This is a genomic window from Sphingopyxis sp. BSNA05, from assembly GCF_013265645.1.
Taxonomy (GTDB): Bacteria; Pseudomonadota; Alphaproteobacteria; order Sphingomonadales; family Sphingomonadaceae; genus Parasphingorhabdus.
The window spans coordinates 28,223-45,578 of the sequence record NZ_PYIA01000109.1 but is presented as its reverse complement, the minus strand read 5'-3'; the positions used below and the strand labels follow the sequence as shown (position 1 = coordinate 45,578).

Below are 17,356 nucleotides of genomic sequence, written 5' to 3'. Positions count from 1 at the left end.
TTAGCCCGATCCTTACTTTTCGCTAAGAATTTCGTTGTAGGGACGAGCGGTGTTAAGAACATTCGCTCAAACCGGCCTGCCTCGGGTGATCCCGCTCAGCGTGCTGTTAGGCCTGTCCGATCCCCCCGGGGTCGACTGGGGCCGTATCCGTGCGTTGCAGTTCAATGGCAATAACCAGCATGGTCTGCTGAAGATTGTTGCTGCGGTCGTGTGCGGTCTGCTGACCCTGCAACTGGGTGTCGGCCAGGTCAATATCCTGCTGCTCGGTGTCTGGCTCGTATGTTTGTGCGCTGTATATGTCTACGCCCACCTGCTGTACCGAAAGCAGTCTGCCTGGCAGCGGAAATCGATCCACCGATCCGAATTGACGGCTTTCTACCTCATTTCCCTGGCTGGCGGCTCACTGTGGGGCGCTGGCTTCCTGCTATTTGCCTTCAGCTCTGACCTGCTGACCATGATACCGGTGTGGGCGACCATCATCTGTCTGATGGTGGGCTCGGCGATGCTCTTGTCGAATATGCCGCTCAGCAGCATCTTGTTCATATCATCGTCCAGCGCAGCGCTAATTTTCGGCTGGCTCTATATCGGCAGCCCCCATCTGGCCCTGGCCACTCTGGCAATCGCGGTCCTGCTGATTTCCGGATGCCTGATGTCCGGCCGGTCGTTCATTGACCGGCGGGTCGCGGAAGCCAGTCTCAACGAGAAAAGCGAAGTGGTCAGCCTGTTGCTCAAGGAATTTGAGGATACCGGCGCCGACTGGCTCTGGCAGACCGATACCTCCCGCCGCATCATGCATGTCTCGCCGCGATTCGCCCATGCGATAGGACAGCCTACCGAAGAGATCGAAGGCAAGCCGTTTCTGCAGCTGGTCGCCGGAGAAGCCTGGGACAGCGGGAAATTCTCGACCGCCCTGCACGAACTGGCGGAAAAGCTGAAACAGCGCGACAGTTTCAGCAACATGCTGGTGCCCGTGCAGATCAATGGCGAAACCCGTTGGTGGGAATTGTCCGCTTCTCCGAAGCTTGATGACAATGGCGTGTTTCATGGTTTTCGTGGTGTCGGCTCGGACATTACCGAACAGCGCCAGTCGGCGGACAAGATTTCGCAACTCGCCAGATTCGATACGCTCACGCGTCTCCCCAATCGCCTGCAGCTGACCGACGCGGTCAGCAAGGCTATGCAGACAGCCGAGAAATGGAACGGCCGCTGCGGATTCATGATGATCGATCTCGACCGGTTCAAGGCCGTGAACGATACGCTCGGCCACCCGGTGGGCGACCGGTTGCTGGCCCGCGTAGCCGACCGGTTGCGTTCGATCATGACCGACAACGAGCTGTGCGGGCGTCTCGGAGGGGACGAATTTGCCATCGTGATCAAGGAAGCGAGCGACACCCAATATATGGAATTGCTGGCCGAGAGGATCATCGACACCCTCTCGCGGCCCTATGAGGTTGACCAGCACACGTTATATATCGGCGCCAGCGTCGGTACGGCGATCGGTCCGCGTGACGGGCGCACGGTCGAAATGCTGATGCGCAGCGCCGATCTCGCGCTTTACCGGTCCAAGGACCAGGGCGGCGGGGCCTACACCCATTATGAGCCGAAGCTTCATGTCCAGGCAGAAGAACGGCGAGTCATGGAAATAGCGCTGCGCAAGGCGCTTGAGAATGACGAACTGTCGCTCAATTACCAGCCGGTTGTCAGTGCAGAATCCGGCGGCGTTGTCGGCTTCGAGGCTTTGCTGCGCTGGACCAGTCCGGAATTCGGCGTTGTTTCCCCTGCCAAATTTGTACCGCTGGCCGAAGAAGCGCGGCTGATCGTTCCGATCGGCGAATGGGTCTTGCGGACGGCATGCAAGGAAGCGCTGGCCTGGCCCGCCTCGGTCAAGGTCGCGGTCAATGTGTCGGCGGACCAGTTGACCGAAGTGAATTTTCTTTCGATGCTGGTCTCCGCGCTCGAGGAAAGCGGGCTTCCGCCCAGCCGTCTGGAGATAGAGGTTACCGAAAGCATCTTCATGCGCGAGGGCAACGGCGCTGCAGAAGTGCTCGATCAGATCATTGCACTGGGCGTCAACCTCTCGCTTGACGATTTTGGCACCGGCTATAGCTCGCTCGGCTATCTGCGCAAAACCCGTTTCAACACGATCAAGATCGACCGCAGTTTCGTTCAGGGTGCCGCCAAAAATGCTCCGGAAAGTCTTGCCATCATCCGGGCGGTCGTCGCCATGGCGGATTCTCTGGGCATGTCCACGACCGCCGAGGGCGCGGAAACGGAAGAAGAAGTGCAGATGATCAAGCGGCTGGGTTGTCGCAAGATCCAGGGCTATTATTTCGGTCGTCCGATGATCCCTGCCGATGCCAAGCAATTGTTCCGTTCATATGAACCGGGACATCTGGAATATGGCAAGAAGACCGCCTGAGTCCGTCCAGCCGGACTATTTTTCGCCAGCCTTTTCTCGATGCCGCGCCAGATCCGGGCATAGGCCTGTGCGGCAGGGCTGCGCGGTGCGAAGCTGCCGACCGGCTGCTGCAATTTGGTCATATGTTCAACGGCGCTCGACATCGGAATGACCGGCCATTTCGGTTTGCGGGCCAGGCCCTCGTTGTGAATCGAGCGGCGTCTGTCGACCATCGTATAGACCGGCAGCAATGGCGCGTGTTTCTTGCTGTTGCTGTTCAGAAACATCTGGACATCGGTGAGCGCGCGTTCCGACAGCGGGGAGGGGATTGTCGGTACGATGACAATATCGGCGTTGCGCAATATCTGTTCGCTGGTTTCGGTCAGGCCGGGCGGGCAATCGAGAATGATCCGGTCATAATTCTTGCCGATTTCCTGCAGCAGCTTGCCGAGATGCCGTTTCTTGCTGATCTGGAAGAACAGCCGGTCGAGACCGCGCAACGATACGTCGGCGGCCAGAATATCGAGATTCTCCACGTCCGTATGCTTGATCAGCTTTTCCGGATTGACATCGCCGGCGACCATGGCGCGCGCGCGGTCCTTTTTCGACTTGTCGCCCTTGAGAATGAACGAAGCGGCGCCTTGCGGATCCAGGTCCCAGAGCAATGTCCGCCGTGAGCTGCCGACGGCGCTGTTCCATGCCAGATTCACTGCGGTGCAGCTTTTGCCGACGCCACCTTTCATACTGTACACTGCGATTACCGCCATTGTCTTTCCCGGTCCGTTCTATCCCAATCCGCCGGAAGCAAATCGCGTCAGAGTATTTCTTGCACGATATCCTGCGGCCGGCACAGTCTGACTCCCTTGTCGGTCTCGACCAGCGGCCGGTTGATCAGGATCGGCTCCCTGGCCATGGCATCCAGAATCTGGTCGGCAGTGGCGTCATCTTTTGTCAGCCCCAGCTCCTCGGCCGGGGAACCGCGGACTCGTAGGCCTTCCTGCGGCGTCATTCCAGCATCGCTGTACAGCTGTTCCAGCTTGGCACGGCTGGGCGGGTTTTCAGATATTCGACAACGGTCAGGTCAACACCGGGCGTTTCTTCCAATATCGCCAAGGTCTTGCGCGACGTCCCGCATTTCGGATTGTGCCAGATGGTTGCTTTCATGTTTCTCTCCCGATTCGTTAAACGACTCTCATAAACACGAATTGGCTGGCGGGTTCAAAGAAAACCCAACGGAACCAAGCTTCGCTATTGCATATGAAAACCATTCGCATTAGCAGCACCGATGTTTAGTCCAGTTTCCATATCAGGTAGATTCTTCGTGAATATTATTTCGCGCCGTTCTTTGCGCTTCTGCGTTTCTGTCAGCCTCGCCGCGATTGCCGCGATCCCAGCCCCCGTTGCTGCAGCAGAGGCGCTGGAAGACGGCTTTGCAGATGATCAGGAGATTATCGTCACCGGTGAAAAGGAAGGCTATGTTGCGATCAGCAGCGCGGGCTTGAAAACCGACACGCCGCTGATCGATACACCGCAGACCGTCTCGGTCGTCACCCGCGAGCAGCTTGACGACCAGGCGCTTCAGGATATTGGCGACATTCTCCGCTACACGCCGGGTGCATCGATCGGGCAGGGTGAAGGCAATCGCGACCAGATCACCATCAGGGGACAGAACACCACCGCGGATTTCTTCGTCGATGGCATTCGCGACGACGTCCAATATTTCCGGCCGCTCTACAATATCGAGCGAGTCGAGATTCACAAAGGTCCCAATGCGATGATCTTTGGCCGCGGGGGCGGTGGCGGGATCATCAACCGGGTGGTCAAATCACCGATTGCCGATCGCCAGTTTGGCGAAGCAACCGCAAGTGTCGACAGCTTCGGCGCATTTTATCTTTCGGGTGACCTCAATCTGCCGGTGGGTGAATCAGCTGCTTTCCGGCTCAACGGCCTGTATGAGGAATTCAACAACCATCGTGATTTTTACGATGGTCGCCGATTCGCCATCAATCCGACCTTCGGCGCCGAATTGGGCGACAAGAGCCGGGTCTTGCTATCCTACGAATATGTCGACGATGACCGCGCAGTCGACCGTGGCAATCCGGCGGAACTGCGCGCTCTGGGCGATGCCTGTTCGTTTGCCGACCCTTGCGGCCCGCTGACCGGTTATCACGATACATTGTTTGGCCAGCCCGGCACCAATCGCACGACGCTGCAGGCGCATATCCTGAAATTGCGGTTCGAGCATGATTTCAGCGATGAGTTGAGCTTCAGTTCGACCACGCAATATGGCGACTATGACAAGCTTTATCGCAACGTCTATCCGGTGGACGCGCGCAGCAACGACATCCGGCTGACGCCGGTCGCCGATTCGGTCACGCTCGACGGCTATGTCGACACGACCGACCGCGAAAATTTCATCACCCAGGGCAATCTCCTGTGGACGGGCGACACCGGGGTTTTTGGCCACAGCCTGCTACTCGGTTATGAATATGGCGAGCAGAAATCCGCCAACGCCCGGCGGGACATATTATTTGCGGCTAGCAATGACGACCAGATCGTTGTTCCGCTGACCGATCCGATCGCTGTTCCGGCCTTCACCTTTCCGGCGTTCAGCCGCAGCACTGTTTCCGACCTGAAGTTCCTGTCGCTTTATGTGCAGGACCAGATCAGCATCGGTGATCATTTCGAGATTATCGGCGGTGTGCGTTTTGACCGGTTTGATCTGGATGTAAACGATATCCAGAACGGCTTGCTGCTTGGCCGGACCGACGAGAAATTCTCGCCGCGTTTTGGCGCGATCTACAAGCCGCAGGAGAATATCTCGATCTATGCGAGCTATGCGAAGAGCTTCCTGCCGCGTTCGGGCGACCAGTTTCTGACGCTCACGCCGAGCAATGCCAATCTGGCGCCCGAAACATTCGAAAATTACGAAATTGGTGTGAAATATGACCTGACATCGGGGCTCAGCCTGACCGCTGCGCTTTTCCGCCTCGACCGTGATGATCAGTCGATCCTGCTCGATAATCAGGGCAATACAACCCTGTCCGGTTCCAGGACCGAAGGCGTCGAGTTCCAGCTCGTCGGCAAGCTGACCGAGCAATTGCAGATCAACGCAGGCTATAGCTATCTCGACGGCCAGCAGCGCAACGCAACTACCGTTGGCGGTCAGGAATTGCGCCTGTTCCAGGTGCCGGAGCATATGGTATCGCTGTGGACGAAATATGATTTCACCGATCAATTTGCTGCCGGTCTGGGCGTGACCCATCAGTCGTGCCAGTTTGCCACCAATGACAATACGGTCCGTATCCCGGCCTTCACCCGAGTTGATGCCGCGCTCTATTATGATGTCAGCGAGCAGGTGCAATTGCAGCTCAACGTCGAGAATCTGTTCGACGAGACCTATTATCCGTCGGTCCATAATAATGACAATATTTCAACCGGTGAGCCGCTCAACGCCCGGCTGACCGTGAAATTTGGTTTTTAGACTTTACGCGGAACTTGTGCCCCGGCGAAGGCCGGGGCCCATCTGCAAAATCCGGTCAGCGCGCAAGCGTGGAGAGGTTCAGCTTTTTGCGATCTGAAAGCGCTGCAAAATTCCCGCCAGGATGTATCTCGATGCTTCTGGACGGACGCCCGCCTTCGCGGGTGAACAACTCATTCCTTGGGCGTCAGTGCCGGGACTGCCTTGGCGGCATCTTCGGGATCAATGCCCGGCGGCGGGGCTACACTTAGCACCGCTTCACCGCGTGCAACACGACCGGCACGCTGGATCGCCTCTCGGATGCGCGGGTAGGTGCCGCAGCGGCAGATATTGGTAATTGCCTCGTCAATCGCCGCTTTCGACGGATTGGAATTTTTCTTCAGCAATACCGCCGCCGCCATGATCATGCCGGACTGGCAGAAGCCGCATTGCGGGACATTCTCTGCCGCCCAGGCCTGCTGGACCGGATGGCTGCGATCGCGCGAAAGCGCTTCTATCGTCGTGACAAAACGGCCCTCCATCTCGCCGATGGTGACCAGACAGGAGCGGATCGCCTCACCGTCGACCTCGACCATGCAGGCGCCGCAATCGCCCGTGCCGCAGCCATATTTGGTACCGGTAAGATTGGACGCGTCACGCAGCGCCCATAGCAGCGGCGTTTCCGGGTCCATCCGGTACTGGACCGGACGGTCATTGACGGTGAATTTGGTCATGGCGTCCTGCTCGTCATCCTGAACTTGTTTCAGGACCTCCTGCGAGTGGCTTATGCAATAAGAGATGCCGAAACAAGTTCGGCATGACGAAAGCGGTTATTACTCCCGCCAGCTTTTGTCTTCGCGATCGATCAACCGTACCATCGCGTCGAATTCCGGGACGCCCTGCTGCAGCGGATCGATCGAGGCCTGCGACAGATTGTCGAGATGCTTCCGGATTACCTCTTCGCCGATCATCACCGGCTTGCCCATCGACAGGGTCTGCATCTGGATTTCGCAGGCGCGCTGCAGCACCCAGTGGTTTAGAAAGGCCTGTTCCAGCGTCCGGCCCATCACCACCGGTCCGTGATTTTCCAGCATCATCATCCGTTTCTTGCCAAGCTGGCGAGAAAGCGCGGGCCTTCATCCTCGTGCACCGTAATGCCTTCAAACTTGTGATAGGCGAGGCGCGGGACGATGGCGGCGGCGTAGAAATTGATCGGTTGAAGGCCGCCTTCAACCGACGATACCGCCATGGTCGCGGTCGTGTGGGTGTGGATGATCGCGTGGACGTCCGGCAATTCGCGATGGAACAGGCTGTGCTGGGTGAAGCCGGCCTTGTTGACCGGAAAGGTCGAGCCATCGAGCGTGTTGCCGTCGATATCGATCTTGACCAGGTTCGAGGCGCTCACTTCGCTGAAATGCAGACCATAGGGATTGATCAGAAAGGCGTCATCTTCGCCCGGTACCTTGAGCGTGACATGATTGAAGATCATTTCGTCCCAGCCGAGATAGGCGAAAATCCGGTAGCAGGCTGCGAGCCGCTGGCGGGCCTTCCATTCTGCTTCGCTGCAGCTGGACTGGACGTTGATCGCGGTTGCCATTTCTCTCTCCTCGAATCGGCTCATATTATCTTTGTTCGGCATATTATAGCAAAGCCCCGAAAAGACGAATGCAAAGCGCCTGTCATTCGCGCATTGAATCGTGTAAAAGCTTGCCTCGGTTCCAAGAAATTGATAGGCGGCGCGAGATTGAAGCAGATTGATTCTGCTGCAAACCCTTTTTATGGCTTTTACACTAATATTGGCCGGAAGAAATTGCTTCTGGACCGCTACGAAATCTGAACGGAGTTACTCAGTCTTATGCAAATCATGGTTCGCGATAATAATGTTGATCAGGCCCTCCGGGCGCTCAAGAAAAAATTGCAGCGTGAAGGCGTCTATCGCGAAATGAAGCTTCGTCGCCATTATGAAAAGCCATCCGAAAAGCGCGCTCGCGAAAAGGCTGCTGCCGTTCGCCGCGCCCGCAAGATGGACCGCAAGCGCATGGAACGCGACGGCCTTATTTAAACGCTTCGGCTCCACGAATATAAGGTAGCCTGCCCATGTCTGTTACGACGGTTCCGATTCACCCCATCAAAAAGGGTTCGCTGACCAAGATCTGGATCGGCGTGCTGCTGGTTGTCGCTGTCGCGCTCGGCCTTGCCTATGCCGGGACCCAGAATGCCGTTGTTGTCGGTGCCTCCAACGAACAGTTTCTGGCAGCCAATGCCGATGAAGATGGTGTCGTGACGACCGATTCCGGGCTGCAGTATAAGGTTATCACGCCCGGTGAAGGACCTTCGCCGATCGCTACCGATACCGCTCTGGTGAGATATGAAGGCACGTTGCGCGATGGCACGGTTTTCGACGCCAACGAGCAGGCACCGATGCCGGTTGGGGCCGTCGTTCCCGGATTTTCCGAAGCGCTGCAACTGATGCAGAAGGGCGGCGAATATCGCATCTGGATCCCATCTGAACTCGCATATGGCGAGGCGTCTCCCGGCGAGCAGATTCCGCCAAACAGCCTGCTGATCTTCGACGTCGCACTGATCGACTTTATCTCGCAGGCGCAGATGGAAGAGTTGCGCCAGCAAATGCAGGCACAGGGTGCTCCCGGAAATCCGTAAATTCCGGGCCGCTAGCGACCTCCATATTTTCATAATAGCGTTTCCGGATTTTTGGAGAATAATGCGTGTCTGATATCGCCTCGAATCCGCAAGCCAGCCGTCCGTCGTCCTCTGTCAGGCCGTTTCTGTTCGGGCTGCTGCTGGGGATGATTTTCCTTGCTGCGCTCGCCGCTGCGATCCCGGAGAAAACGAGTCCGACGGAATTTGTCCAGTCGGGATGGGAACAGCTGTTTCCGCCGCCAGGCAATGACGAGTTTCTGGCCGACAATGCCAAGCAGCCGGGCGTTATGGAAACCAAGTCGGGGCTGCAATATCAGGTGATCAAGGCAGGCAAGGGGCCGTCTCCGGTGGCTAGTGACACCGCTCTGGTCAAATATGAAGGCTCGCTGCGCGACGGTACTATCTTTGATGCCAATGACCAGGCCCCGATGCCGGTTGGCGGGGTCGTGCCCGGTTTTCCGAAGCGCTGCAGCTGATGCAGAAAGGCGGCGAATATCGCCTCTGGATTCCGTCCGATCTGGCCTATGGCGAAGCCTCACCGAGTGAACAGGTCCCGTCGGGAAGCCTGCTCATTTTCGATGTGACGCTGCTGGATTTCATTTCCGCCGAACAGATGGAGGAATTGCGTCAGCAGATGCAGGCGCAGGGCGTCCCCGGCGGACCACCGCCCGCTTCCTGAAACAGGCTGTAAGCGGGCGTCAGGTCCGTTCTGCCTGGGCGACCGCTTCCGACGCGCGCAGGGCTGACAATATCCGCATCAGATGGTGGACATTGTGCACTTCCAGATCGACGTCGAAGGTATGGAACGGGCCGTCCCGGTGGGACAGGCGCAGGTTCAGGATATTGGCGTTGTGAAAGCCGAAAATCCCCGCCATTTCGGACAGCGTCCCCGGCTTGTTGTGCAAGACCACGCATAGCCGCGCCGCTGCGCCATCGCTTTCATTGCCCCAACTGAGATCGACCCAGTCGGCATCGACGCCGTCGGCAAGGCTCTGGCAGTCGATCGTGTGCACCTCGACATTCTGGCCGCTGCGACGCAAGCCGACGATCCGGTCGCCGGGTACCGGGTGACAGCATTCGGCGAGATTGAATGCCACGCCGGGCGTCAGCCCCTTTATCGAAATCGCGCGATCCTGTTCCGGCCATTGCCGCTCGTCGTCATTGTCGTGCACGCTGCCCGGGATGATCGCTTCCATAACTTCCCGATCGCTGAGCTGGCGGGTGCCAATCGCGATCATCAGGTCGTCTGGCTCCTTCAGGTCCAGCCGTTTGAGCGCGGCCTTGATCGCGCGCTTGCCGATCTTGCCGGGCAGGCGCTCGATGATTTCCTCGTAAAGTTCCGTGCCGATCGCGATAATCTCGTCACGCTCCTTGAACCGGACGTTGCGGCGGATCGCTGCGCGGGCCTTTCCGGTGATGACAAAGGATAGCCAGCCCGGCTGCGGTTCCTGTCCCTTGGACTTGAGGATTTCGACGACATCGCCATTTTGCAGCTGGGTCCGGAGCGGCACGTGCCGGCCGTTGACCTTGGCACCGACCGCCTGGTTTCCGAGATCGGTGTGCACCGCATAGGCAAAGTCGACGGTGGTCGATCCGCGCGGCAGCTGCAGCAACGTACCTTTCGGGGTGAAGGCAAAAATCCGGTCCTGATACATTGCCAGCTTGGCGTGCTCGAGCAGTTCCTCGGCGTCCTCCGCCTGATCCAGAATTTCGATCAGGTCGCGAATCCAGCCGGCCTGTCCATCGGGCCGGTTGCCCTGTTTATAGGCCCAGTGCGCGGCAAGACCGAATTCATTGTCCTCGTGCATGCGCTGTGAACGGATCTGGATTTCCACCCGCATATTATTGCCGTGCATGATGGTTGTGTGGATCGACCGGTATCCGTTGCGCTTGGGCGTGGAAATATAGTCCTTGAACCGGCCGGGGACCATTTTCCATTTTTCGTGCAGGATGCCCAGCGCCCGGTAGCATTCGGCGCTATTGTCGGTAACCACCCGGAAGGCCATGATGTCGGTAAGCTGCTCGAAACTGACGTGTCGTTCCTGCATCTTGCGCCAGATCGAATAGGGATGTTTCTCCCGGCCGCTGACTTCCGCTACCAGCCCGCCGCTTTCGAGGGCCTTCTGGATGGACTGGGCAATTTTATCGACCTGGCCCTCGTCGCCTTCCTTGATCGCCTGCAGCCTTTTGGTGATGGTGTCATAGGCTTCGGGCTCCATATGCTCGAAAGCCAGCAACTGCATCTCGCGCATATATTCATACATGCCGATCCGCTCTGCCAGCGGCGCATAGATATCCATGGTTTCATGGGCGATCCGCAGCCGCTTCTCTTCACTCTTGATGAAATGCAGCGTCCGCATATTGTGCAGACGGTCGGCCAGCTTGACCAGCAGCACGCGGATATCATCCGACGTCGCCAGAAGGAATTTGCGGAGATTTTCCGCGGCTCTCTCGTTGTCGGTCTGCGCCTCGATCTTGGAGAGCTTGGTCACGCCATCGACCAGCCGGGCGATTTCCGAACCGAATAATTTGCTGATTTCTTCCGACGTTGTGAGCGTATCCTCGACAGTATCGTGGAGCAGCGCCGTCACAATCGTCTGCTGGTCCAGCTTGAGATCGGTCATCAGGCCGGCAACCTCGATCGGGTGGCTGAAATAGGGGTCGCCGCTGGCCCGTTTCTGGCTGCCGTGTCTTTGAACGGAAAAACATAGGCACGGTTGATCAGATCCTCGTCCGCATCGGGATCATAGGATCTTACTCGCTCCACCAGTTCATATTGTCTTAGCATGGCTTAAAGATGGTGCGCTTTTAAGGCTGGGGCAACAAAAAGAGCGCCGAAGCCGCCGCTTGTTTCCGGGGAAGGGAAGCAAGTCCGGGCTTCGGCGCTAAAGCTGACCGGCGGGGGCCAGAAATCTGGCAGTCACGGGGAGCGAGAAAGCCGGTCAGACGGGGATGGTCAAATCAGTTGTTGCACTTGGCGATCGCTTCGGCGTCAAAAGCCTCGCCTTTGTAGGCGAAGCTCGTCACCGGGCCGAATTTGTCGGCGATCTTGGCGCAGATCGTCCGCGGTGCGGAGCTGCTTTTCGTGCCGATACATTCGGTGCCGGTGCAGCGAACGACCGCGCCCCGGATGATTTCCTGGCCGGCTTCCACCGGCGCCTGCAATTCGGCGGTATAGGCGACTGGCGTAGTGCGCGCTTCGGCGGTCGTCGCCGTGAACAGGGTCAGGGATGTCATTGCCGCGATCGAGAATAATATGGAAGCGCGAAGCGGGCTTTGGGAGAGAAGCATGATATTTCCTTTCTTCTTTATCAGTTGCGAAACCCGGGTGCCCGGGCCGCAGGGGAGAAAATTACGGTTGCAATTTAGGTTGCGAATCACTACTTATATTATTAGGTTTTAAGTTGCAACTAAAACGTATATTTTTTCGCACTCGCCAGAAAACTGGTTTAGGAATGGCTATATGGACAAAATCAGAGAAGATTTATCGAGTCTGACGAGCGGAGAGTGCAGCCTTCCCGTATCGCTGGAAGTCATCGGCGAGCGATGGTGCTTCATGATATTGCGCGCGGCACTCAACGGCGTCGGGCATTTTGAGGATTTTCTCTCTGAAATCGGCATCGCCCGGAACATATTGGCCAATCGGCTGACCCGGATGGTCGAGGCGGGGATCATGACCCGCCGTCCCTGTGATCACGACAAGCGGAAAGTGGAATATCGGCTGACCGACAAGGGGCAGGATCTTCTGCCAACCATGATCGCTCTGCGGCAATGGGGCGAAAGATGGGAAACCGGCGTGGCGTCCAATCCGATTTTATGCGATTCGCGCGATCGCCAGCCGATCGGACCGATCAGCATCCGGGCGCATGACGACCGGGTTCTGGAAATGGAAAATCTGTGCTGGATCGACGAAGCGGAATTGAAACTGGATTCCGAAGGCGCCAACCGCGACGATATGGTGGTCCGTCACCTGAAGGAAATCGGCGAATCCTCGGCGGCCTGAGGCCGTTCGCCGCCTTGCCCTATTCGGTCGCGTAAATACTGTTGACCGGCCGCGCCATGACGCGGCGAACCATCGGTTCGAAAAATTCCAGCGGCGCCGTGTCATAATTGGCGTCAAAGGCCGTCTGGTCATATTTTGCGCAGAATTCCGCACAATCCTCGAAATGTTCATGGCCGCGATATTGTTCGCGCATGTCGCGGTCCTGGCCGAGATAGTGGAAGAAATAATAGCCCTGGAAAATGCCGTGTTTCTCCGTGATCCAGTGGTTCTTCTCGCTGACAAAGGGTTTGAGGATCGCGGCGGCTATATCGGGATGGTTATAGGTGCCAAGCGTATCGCCGACATCGTGCAGCAATGCCATTACAACATATTCTTCGTCCCGGCCATCGCGGTGCGCGCGGGTGGCGGTCTGCAGACTATGTTGCATCCGGTCGATCGGGAAGCCGCCAAAATCTCCGTCCAGCAATTTGAGATGGTCCAGTACCCGGTCGGCGACCTTGCTGGCGAAAGGGCCGAAATGGCCGCCGATGATCTGCCAGTCTTCCTGCGTTCCCTCTTCCATCGAAGGAAATTTTGCCCGGACTTCGTTTGGACCACCCATGATATTCTCCTTTGTATTTTGCCGATCTTTGGTCCCATTTTGTCACCGAACAATACAAATAGCTTTGCATTTGCGTCGAAGAACGGAACTTTCGTCGTCTTATTTGCGCAAATGATAGGCGATTCTTTCCCAAGCGGCAATGGCCCGCTATAGATGGCGCAATGGCCGTTATGGAAATCCGTCCCCAGCCGTTTTTGGCAACAAGAACCGGGCATTCTGGAACCTGCAATCCGCGGGCTGGGCCGGCGCGCTTATTCTGCGCGCGATTGGCGGGATATCCAACGGATTGCCACTTGGTTTCCTGGTGCCGGTCATCATCTCGACCATTACCGGCTATTCGATCTCCCTGCTGCTGTCGGTGGTCTACAAGAATCTGATCCACCGCCGCCCGATTGTGACATGGAGCAGCACCGCCGCGATATTGACGGTTGCATCGGCGCTATATGCATTCATCGACGCCTGGGTCTTTCTTATCCAGAACCCGGCGTCGGAAACCGCGTTCGGTACCTTGTTCCTGGGTTCTCTGTTTCTGGGCATCATGCTGCTCGGCGCATGGTCGGCGCTCTATTACGCGATCAATTTCTTCCTGCGGGTGGAGGAACAGAATGACCAGCTGCTGCAGCTGGAAGCGCAAGCGACCCGCGCGCAGCTGGCAATGCTGCGCTATCAGCTCAATCCCCATTTCCTGTTCAACACGCTGAACAGCATTTCGACCCTGGTGCTGCTGCGCCAGACCGAACCGGCCAACGCCATGCTGTCGCGCCTGTCCTCTTTCCTGCGCCATACGCTGGTCAATGAAGTCCACAGCCGGGTCACGCTGGCGCAGGAGGTGGAAACCCTGCATCTCTATCTGGATATCGAGAAAATGCGTTTCGAGGAACGGTTGCGGTCGCATTTCGATATCGATCCCGCGGTGCGCGATGCCCTGCTGCCATCGCTATTGCTTCAGCCTCTGGTCGAGAATGCGATCAAATATGCGGTGACGCCGCAGGAGGAAGGCGCCGATATCTCGGTGTCGGCCCATCGCGACGGCGACAAGCTGCGTATTGTCGTCTCGGATACCGGGCCCGGGAAAATCGGCGGCACGTCGGGTAAATCCGCATCGACCGGTGTCGGCTTGGGGAATATTCAGGAGCGATTAAACCAGGCTTATGGAGAAGGCGCGATATTCGAAACGCGCTCGTCGCCTGGCGAGGGCTTTTCGGTATTCATCGCCTTGCCATTTGAAACCAGAGAACAGATCGAACGGGAAGCGGCAGACCATTCTGCCACCGATGAGCAATTGAGGAACGAGACTATTTTGGAGAGCATGCATCCAGTGATGACCATCAGCGGGAGCCGGTAAATGCACGGTCGATGGCATCATTTCAGCATAAGGATTTAAAAACATGACGATCAAGACAATTTTAGTCGATGACGAGAAGCTGGCGATACAGGGTCTGCAGATCCGGCTCGAGAAATTTGACGATATCGAGATTGTCGACACCTGTCGCAATGGCCGCGAAGCGATTCGCAAGATCAAGACCCTGAAGCCCGATCTGGTGTTTCTTGATATCCAGATGCCGGGCTTTGACGGTTTTTCCGTTGTGCAGGGAATCATGGAGATCGAACCGCCGCTGTTCATCTTTGTCACTGCCTATTCCGAACATGCTGTCCGGGCTTTCGAGGCGGAGGCGATCGACTATCTGGTCAAACCGGTCGAGGAAGACCGGCTGGCCGACGCAATTGACCGAGTGCGAAAGCGCCTGCTGGAGAAACGCGGCGGTGCCGAGCTTGAAAAGCTGAAAAATGTGCTCAGCGAAGTGGCTCCCGACGCGATGGCCGATATCGAGGATACCGATGAGCCGGCATCGGCGAATCGCTATGAGAAGCTGATCAATGTGAAGGACCGCGGCCAGATTTTCCGCGTCGATGTCGACACGATCGAACGGATCGACGCCGCGGGCGATTACATGTGCATCTATACCGCGGACAACAGCCTGATCCTGCGCGAAACGATGAAGGATCTGGAGAAGCGCCTCGATCCGCGCCATTTCCAGCGGGTGCACCGCTCCACCATCGTCAATCTGAGCCAGGTCCGGGAAGTGAAGCCGCATACCAATGGCGAATGTTTTCTGGTGCTCGGGTCAGGCGCGCAGGTCAAGGTCAGCCGCAGCTATCGCGATGTCGTCGCGCGCTTTGTGCACTAGGCTTTAGTCGCGGCGCCCGCGGAAAAAGCCCAGCAGCATTTCGGCGGAATTCTCTGCTTCTATCCCGGCGTAAACGTCCGGCCGGTGATGGCAGGTCGGCGCGTCGAAGAAGCGGACACCGCTGTCCACGGCACCACCCTTGGGATCATCGGCGCCATAATAGACTCTGCGCAGCCGGGCATGGGCAATTGCGCCGGCGCACATCGTACAGGGCTCGAGCGTGACCCACAGGTCGCAATCGTCCAGCCGGTCATTGCCGAGAAAGCGGGTCGCTTCGCGAATCGCCACAATTTCTGCATGGCCGGTGGGATCGTTGTCGATGCGGGTGCGATTGTGGCCACGGCCAATGATTTCGCCGTTCCTGACGATCACGGCACCGACCGGCACTTCCTCCACGGCGATCGCCGCGCGAGCCAGATCCAGCGCATCGCCCATGAATGAAGTATATCTTGCTGCCGTCATGCCGGTGGAGTAGCGCGGAAGCGGTTCGAAGGCTATAGGGAGCCGGAGACGGACCGGTTCGCGCAAAATGGCTCGGACATGCTTGACGCATGGCTCGATTATGGTTAGGTGACCGCTCTTTCCCGCTGGGAATCACTCAATAACAAGAAATTGGACTTTTACGATGTCGCGGATTTGCGAACTGACAGGTAAGACTCGGCTGGTAGGCAATAATGTGTCGCACGCCAAAAACCGGACCAAAAAGACATTTTTGCCCAATCTGCAAAATGTGACTCTTTTGTCCGATACACTCGGCAAGGGCGTGAAACTGCGTGTTTCGACCCACGGCCTGCGTTCTGTGGAACATGTCGGCGGCCTCGACAACTGGTTGCTGAAAACCAAGGACGACAAGCTGAGCCTGCGCGTCAAACGCATCAAAAAGGAAATCGTGAAAAAGCAGGTTGCGACCGCTTAAACGATCAATCCGATTCGAACGTTGAAAAGCCGGGGTTAGCCCCGGCTTTTTCGTTTTGGCTTTCGGGACCGGTCTTTTTCAGTCTGTTTTCGTCATCCAGCAGCTGGAACTTGAAAAACAGCGATTCCTGCAGCGTGCTGAAATTATCATCCGACGCGATCCAGACGATTATCTTGGCGCCTTCCCGGGTGACCGCGAGAGCCTCCATATTGTCGACCTTGACCGGCGGTTTCAGCGTGGCGACCGGCTGCGATGTCGCGACCTTCCCCGGTTCGAAATCCGCCAATCGCGCAACCGACAATATGGCCGAAACCCCGTCGAGCGGCGTAAAGCGCCGGTGCAGCATCAAGGCTGTTCGGTCATCAAGTAATGCTGCGTCGGTGAGCTTATAGCCTTTCGGACCCCGATATCCCATCAGCTTTGCCTTGCTGCCCGGTTCGGATGCGTCACCCTCGAAGACCAGTGCCTGATAGCCGCCTTCGGAATATTTCGCCGATTCCGAAAAGACCAGAAAACGGCCGTCCGGTAAACGAAGCATGGCCTCTGCACCGCCATTGTCCGGCCATTCCTGCATCGCTTTCGGGAAATTAACGGATTCCTTGCGGGCAAAAGAGGGGCCGTAGCGCCAGATACTGTGCTGATGCTCGTAGCCGACCCAGAACTGACCGGTCCAGGGGTCATGGAGAAAGGATTCGGAGTCCCAGTTCTTCTTTGCATAGTCATTGGGCGGAGCAGGACCCTCGGGCAGGGGGGCAATGAACGGCCGGATCGCTCGATGATTTGCTTCGTCCAGGGTGAAACCGACCAGTGTGCCGTTGTCGCTGAGCATCAGGAAGCGGTTGTCCGGCAATGCCAGCATCGAGGATATGCCGCCGAACTCGCCATTGTCACTGGTAATTTTCCAGCCACCCAGAAAGGCGAGACGGCCGACGCGGATACGTTCCGGGTCTCTGGCATCCAGGGCGATCGGTTCGAGCGCGATATATTGACTGTCATTTGCCGGCGGTACCGGACCACGCACATAAGTGACCGGCACCAGAAAGAAAAATAGCGACAGACAGGCAAGCACACGCAACATGGGATTGCGCATAACCGATTCGCATCTTCAAACATATTCTATTCTGGACG

15 protein-coding genes and 4 pseudogenes are annotated in these 17,356 nt (G+C 57.3%); 10 read left to right on the top strand and 9 right to left on the bottom strand.

Going from position 1 to position 17,356, the window contains the following annotated elements:
- The first annotated feature begins 49 nt into the window (after positions 1 to 49).
- Positions 50 to 2,419, top strand: coding sequence for a putative bifunctional diguanylate cyclase/phosphodiesterase (locus C8024_RS13695; RefSeq protein ID WP_367947345.1), 2,370 nt, complete (start codon positions 50 to 52; stop codon positions 2,417 to 2,419).
- On the opposite strand, the gene C8024_RS13690 is transcribed toward C8024_RS13695, so the two are convergent.
- Entirely contained in the window at positions 2,326 to 3,165 is an 840-nt protein-coding gene (locus tag C8024_RS13690; RefSeq protein ID WP_173206129.1) for a ParA family protein, read from the bottom strand. The genes C8024_RS13695 and C8024_RS13690 overlap by 94 nt on opposite strands.
- A gap of 47 nt (positions 3,166 to 3,212) precedes the next feature.
- Positions 3,213 to 3,562 (bottom strand): annotated as a pseudogene (arsC, locus tag C8024_RS13685) (arsenate reductase (glutaredoxin)).
- A 157-nt stretch (positions 3,563 to 3,719) separates the two neighbouring features.
- On the opposite strand from arsC, the gene C8024_RS13680 reads away from it, so the two are divergent.
- The gene (locus C8024_RS13680) at positions 3,720 to 5,882 is read left to right on the top strand and encodes a TonB-dependent receptor (RefSeq protein WP_367947344.1); all 2,163 of its coding nucleotides are present in this window, start codon (positions 3,720 to 3,722) and stop codon (positions 5,880 to 5,882) included.
- A 170-nt stretch (positions 5,883 to 6,052) separates the two neighbouring features.
- On the opposite strand, the gene C8024_RS13675 is transcribed toward C8024_RS13680, so the two are convergent.
- Positions 6,053 to 6,592, bottom strand: a complete 540-nt coding sequence (locus tag C8024_RS13675) for a (2Fe-2S)-binding protein (RefSeq protein WP_173206123.1) — start codon at positions 6,590 to 6,592, stop codon at positions 6,053 to 6,055.
- Between the two features lie 99 nt (positions 6,593 to 6,691).
- Positions 6,692 to 7,455, bottom strand: a pseudogene (locus tag C8024_RS13670) (class II aldolase/adducin family protein).
- A 258-nt stretch (positions 7,456 to 7,713) separates the two neighbouring features.
- Between C8024_RS13670 and rpsU the strand changes: the two are divergent.
- The 4 genes from rpsU to C8024_RS21915 all read left to right on the top strand — a co-directional run bounded on the left by rpsU (position 7,714) and on the right by C8024_RS21915 (position 9,198).
- Positions 7,714 to 7,920: a 30S ribosomal protein S21 gene (gene rpsU / locus C8024_RS13665; protein WP_067197663.1), complete on the top strand. Its 207-nt coding sequence runs from the start codon at positions 7,714 to 7,716 to the stop codon at positions 7,918 to 7,920.
- A gap of 35 nt (positions 7,921 to 7,955) precedes the next feature.
- Entirely contained in the window at positions 7,956 to 8,519 is a 564-nt protein-coding gene (locus tag C8024_RS13660) for an FKBP-type peptidyl-prolyl cis-trans isomerase (protein ID WP_100092782.1), read from the top strand.
- Between the two features lie 65 nt (positions 8,520 to 8,584).
- On the top strand, positions 8,585 to 8,995 hold the full coding sequence (locus tag C8024_RS21920; RefSeq protein ID WP_254305921.1) for an FKBP-type peptidyl-prolyl cis-trans isomerase N-terminal domain-containing protein: 411 nt from the start codon (positions 8,585 to 8,587) through the stop codon (positions 8,993 to 8,995).
- Positions 8,995 to 9,198: an FKBP-type peptidyl-prolyl cis-trans isomerase gene (locus C8024_RS21915; RefSeq protein WP_254305920.1), complete on the top strand. Its 204-nt coding sequence runs from the start codon at positions 8,995 to 8,997 to the stop codon at positions 9,196 to 9,198. The genes C8024_RS21920 and C8024_RS21915 overlap by 1 nt, the downstream gene beginning before the upstream one ends.
- Before the next feature lie 19 nt (positions 9,199 to 9,217).
- Here C8024_RS21915 and C8024_RS13650 read toward each other — a convergent pair.
- A pseudogene (locus C8024_RS13650) lies at positions 9,218 to 11,307 on the bottom strand (bifunctional (p)ppGpp synthetase/guanosine-3',5'-bis(diphosphate) 3'-pyrophosphohydrolase).
- Positions 11,308 to 11,480: 173 nt separating this feature from the next.
- Positions 11,481 to 11,810 carry a hypothetical protein gene (locus tag C8024_RS13645; protein ID WP_100092780.1) on the bottom strand — a complete coding sequence of 110 codons (330 nt, stop codon included), beginning with the start codon at positions 11,808 to 11,810 and terminating at the stop codon, positions 11,481 to 11,483.
- Positions 11,811 to 11,982: 172 nt separating this feature from the next.
- Between C8024_RS13645 and C8024_RS13640 the strand changes: the two genes are divergently transcribed.
- Positions 11,983 to 12,522 carry a helix-turn-helix domain-containing protein gene (locus tag C8024_RS13640; RefSeq protein ID WP_100092779.1) on the top strand — a complete coding sequence of 180 codons (540 nt, stop codon included), beginning with the start codon at positions 11,983 to 11,985 and terminating at the stop codon, positions 12,520 to 12,522.
- A gap of 19 nt (positions 12,523 to 12,541) precedes the next feature.
- On the opposite strand, the gene C8024_RS13635 is transcribed toward C8024_RS13640, so the two are convergent.
- On the bottom strand, positions 12,542 to 13,123 hold the full coding sequence (locus tag C8024_RS13635) for an HD domain-containing protein (protein WP_173206120.1): 582 nt from the start codon (positions 13,121 to 13,123) through the stop codon (positions 12,542 to 12,544).
- A gap of 161 nt (positions 13,124 to 13,284) precedes the next feature.
- Here C8024_RS13635 and C8024_RS13630 point away from each other — a divergent pair.
- Positions 13,285 to 14,468, top strand: a pseudogene (locus tag C8024_RS13630) (sensor histidine kinase).
- A gap of 43 nt (positions 14,469 to 14,511) precedes the next feature.
- A complete protein-coding gene (locus C8024_RS13625) occupies positions 14,512 to 15,312 on the top strand; it encodes a LytTR family DNA-binding domain-containing protein (protein ID WP_100092777.1) in 801 nt (266 codons plus the stop codon).
- 3 nt (positions 15,313 to 15,315) lie between these two features.
- Here the strand turns inward: C8024_RS13625 and C8024_RS13620 are convergent, their stop codons facing one another.
- Positions 15,316 to 15,774, bottom strand: coding sequence for a nucleoside deaminase (locus C8024_RS13620; protein WP_173206114.1), 459 nt, complete (start codon positions 15,772 to 15,774; stop codon positions 15,316 to 15,318).
- Between the two features lie 163 nt (positions 15,775 to 15,937).
- Here C8024_RS13620 and rpmB point away from each other — a divergent pair, with 163 nt between their 5' ends.
- On the top strand, positions 15,938 to 16,228 hold the full coding sequence (rpmB, locus tag C8024_RS13615) for a 50S ribosomal protein L28 (RefSeq protein ID WP_100092776.1): 291 nt from the start codon (positions 15,938 to 15,940) through the stop codon (positions 16,226 to 16,228).
- A 4-nt stretch (positions 16,229 to 16,232) separates the two neighbouring features.
- Here the strand turns inward: rpmB and C8024_RS13610 are convergent, their stop codons facing one another.
- Complete coding sequence (locus C8024_RS13610; RefSeq protein WP_217272200.1) at positions 16,233 to 17,306, bottom strand: esterase-like activity of phytase family protein; 1,074 nt, start codon at positions 17,304 to 17,306, stop codon at positions 16,233 to 16,235.
- Positions 17,307 to 17,356: the final 50 nt, after the last annotated feature.

What these genes read in the sequence shown, in the direction of transcription:
- C8024_RS13640 (WP_100092779.1), top strand. Translation starts at nt 11,983, where the DNA reads ATGGACAAAATCAGAGAAGATTTATCGAGTCTGACGAGCGGAGAGTGC.
- C8024_RS13635 (WP_173206120.1), bottom strand. Translation starts at nt 13,123, where the DNA reads ATGGGTGGTCCAAACGAAGTCCGGGCAAAATTTCCTTCGATGGAAGAG.
- C8024_RS13610 (WP_217272200.1), bottom strand. Translation starts at nt 17,306, where the DNA reads ATGTTGCGTGTGCTTGCCTGTCTGTCGCTATTTTTCTTTCTGGTGCCG.
- C8024_RS13645 (WP_100092780.1), bottom strand. Translation starts at nt 11,810, where the DNA reads ATGCTTCTCTCCCAAAGCCCGCTTCGCGCTTCCATATTATTCTCGATC.
- C8024_RS13690 (WP_173206129.1), bottom strand. Translation starts at nt 3,165, where the DNA reads ATGGCGGTAATCGCAGTGTACAGTATGAAAGGTGGCGTCGGCAAAAGC.
- C8024_RS13620 (WP_173206114.1), bottom strand. Translation starts at nt 15,774, where the DNA reads ATGACGGCAGCAAGATATACTTCATTCATGGGCGATGCGCTGGATCTG.
- C8024_RS13625 (WP_100092777.1), top strand. Translation starts at nt 14,512, where the DNA reads ATGACGATCAAGACAATTTTAGTCGATGACGAGAAGCTGGCGATACAG.
- rpsU (WP_067197663.1), top strand. Translation starts at nt 7,714, where the DNA reads ATGCAAATCATGGTTCGCGATAATAATGTTGATCAGGCCCTCCGGGCG.
- C8024_RS21915 (WP_254305920.1), top strand. Translation starts at nt 8,995, where the DNA reads ATGCAGAAAGGCGGCGAATATCGCCTCTGGATTCCGTCCGATCTGGCC.
- rpmB (WP_100092776.1), top strand. Translation starts at nt 15,938, where the DNA reads ATGTCGCGGATTTGCGAACTGACAGGTAAGACTCGGCTGGTAGGCAAT.
- C8024_RS13675 (WP_173206123.1), bottom strand. Translation starts at nt 6,592, where the DNA reads ATGACCAAATTCACCGTCAATGACCGTCCGGTCCAGTACCGGATGGAC.
- C8024_RS13660 (WP_100092782.1), top strand. Translation starts at nt 7,956, where the DNA reads ATGTCTGTTACGACGGTTCCGATTCACCCCATCAAAAAGGGTTCGCTG.